The following is a 2,576-nucleotide window of genomic DNA, read 5'->3' as shown; positions in this document are numbered from 1 at the left end:
AGGTGTGTTTGAGGACTGGCTAATACCGAACGCAAGGCTTTGAAGGGATGCTTTGATATCTGATTGAGATTTGCTGATATTTGGCAGTAAGTTAAGGGTGTTTTGAATTTGTTGAGTAAATAGCTCGTTTTGTTTACTTAAGAGTTTAAATGCTGGTGAATCTTGATTGTTTGCGAGGTTCAAAATAATTGAAGGTGCTTTTTTATCATAGGATTCTAAGTTTGTAAGTACCAACTTGATATTATTGTTATTTGCATTGAGGGTGTTTGCTGTATTGCTAGATAGTAAGTCAAATAGTTGTTTCGTTTGATTGAAAAGTGAGTTTGATAACTGGTCGAAATTTGTGATTTTTTGCGCCGTTTCGCTCATGCTTGTTTGAGATTTCAGCTGTGTTGGTAGTTGCTGAATAAATTCTGAAATCCGCGTTTGAAGTGGTTCCGGCGGTGTAAGCATTGGACCATTTAGGTTAATAATGTTGATGGCTCGCTGAGACGCTCGTTGCCATAGATCTTGTTCTGATTTGCTGCGCCCTTCGAGTAGTACAAGCGTTTTCCATATACCTTGGGTATCGAGCGTTTTGACTTGATCGGGTGTGTTCTGACTGGCTACTGATTGATTGCTATCTCGATTTAGAAGCTTTGCTTCAAGCTCTATTCCACTAAGTTTTAGCCATGACTTGATGGTCTCAATTGGCGTGAATGAGACTTGCTCATTGCTGGTTGATGTGGTCGTTGCAGATTTTGCAGTAAGATCGGCGGACTTAGGTAATTGCTCTTTGAGTGTGCTTAGAATCAAAGACGATGCTTGTTGAGCTCCTTCTAATCTATCTGGCAGAGTCGGTGAGATTTGTGTTTGTTGAAGGATTTTAAAACCGCTGTTAAGACTGACTTGCTGTGGAAGTAAGCGAGCTAAGGAAGATCTTAACTGAGAGAGTTGTGCCTCAGGGAATGAAGTCTTTGTCTGTAACGGCAGGGTAGCTATCTGCTCTGCGGGTAGGTTTTTGATGACCGGAGTGCCCGCCTCCGTTAATGTGAGATTAAGTACCATGCCTGTCTTAAGCGCTAACTTTGAACTTGCGAGAATAAATTGATTTTTAATCTGTATTAGCCAAGTTGAAAGCTCTTTTTCTGAAATGGGTTGAGCCGGACTTGTTATGAGGTGCGGTACTTTTAGTTCACTTGCTTGTGTTGGAAGAGGTGTCGGACGATTGCCTTTGCTGCCGATCGTGATTGCTTGATCAGTGCTTAGTATTTCACCCTTAACTTTTCCTATTATTTGGATGAGGGCTGTCTGGTTTTTTTTTACATCAACGCTCTGAATTTCAACAATATTGTCTCTAATCACAGGGAGGGACTGAAGAGGTGTGTCTCCCGTTATTTGAATGATCTGCGATGTAGAAGAAATAGGCGCTCGCTGTTCGGTTGAAGCTGCCTTATTTTGTTCAGGGCTTGAGCCGAAAGGTATCTCCAATTTTGTGCCTCATTTCAGGGTGTGTGCGCTAAGGTACCACTAAATACATAAGTTTGTGTGAATGCGCTCGCAATAGCTTGTGCTGACGCTTATCTAAGCAGTTAATATCGATATAATAGCTGAGTTAGAAAATAAGACGAAAGGAACCTTCGTGTCGCGAGTTAGAAACTTAAGTGAAGTATTGCAGTACATTTGTGTCGTGGCCTTCGTGTTTGTTTTGTCCGCATGTTCTGAGGGGATCGATGAGATTCTTGATACTGACATCCTTCCTGAGGAAGAGCTTCCTGATCCTCCCGTAACGCCGACTCCACCTGCACAGCCCGATGCTGAACTCGAAGAAATTAAAAATTTGTTTGTGGGTGCATATGGTTGTCAGGATAACACCGCGCTTTCTCTCGTGAATTATGATAGTGACGCGTCTCTTTCCTCATCTTCTTGCGACGGAAATGTGGTTGTTGAAGGTACTAACCCAAGCCAACTTTATGCAATGAGTCAGGGGGTGCATGCTTACCTTGACTTGGTTGCCGATCCTTTAAAACAAAATGAAGCGGTGGTGTTTGCCAATGCTGGTGCAGTGCTTTATATCGATTTAGACGCTAATTCTGCTGAGCGACTGACAAGTTTTTCAGGAACGGTATGCCGTGTGATCCCTAGTATCCGTTATGAGGCAGAGGTCGATTCGGTTACTGGTGATGAAACATGGAATGAGCTGCATGATTCTTTTGTTTACGTTGAGGTCGTTGATTCAGCTGATAGCGCTAGGGCATGTCAAAATAACCAAGATTTTCGTCGTTATTTTAAGGTAGCGCTTAATTATGATGTGAACGCGATCGATGAAGAGACATGTATTGGTGAACTTGACGGTAAGAGTTCCGCAGCTAACTGTAAAACACGCCTATTACCTAATGTTAGCCAAGCAAGAGCCTTGAGTTACCCGATTCGTGCATACGTAGATGATGCGACTAATCCAGGTAGTAAAGTGCAAGTATATGGATATATCGGTGCTGGCTTGGGGAGCGGGGCTCGTGAGCTGGTATTGTGGAATAGCGCTGGAGACCAAGTTTGGACGGCTCCACAAGATCGAAATCTAGAGAGTTTTTCCAATG

General features: G+C 42.9%; 2 protein-coding genes. One reads left to right on the top strand and one right to left on the bottom strand.

The features are described 5' to 3' along the window. On the bottom strand, positions 1-1,470 hold a 1,470-nt coding region (locus tag A3739_RS10750), incomplete at its 3' end, for a hypothetical protein (protein WP_156502537.1). Positions 1,471-1,621: 151 nt separating this feature from the next. Between A3739_RS10750 and A3739_RS10745 the strand changes: the two genes are divergently transcribed. Further along, the coding region (locus A3739_RS10745; protein ID WP_156502536.1) for a hypothetical protein at positions 1,622-2,576 on the top strand (955 nt) is incomplete at its 3' end.

Source organism: Oleiphilus sp. HI0067, assembly GCF_001635735.1.
The sequence above is the reverse complement of the archived record's forward strand: the minus strand, read 5'-3'. Positions and strand labels throughout refer to the sequence as shown.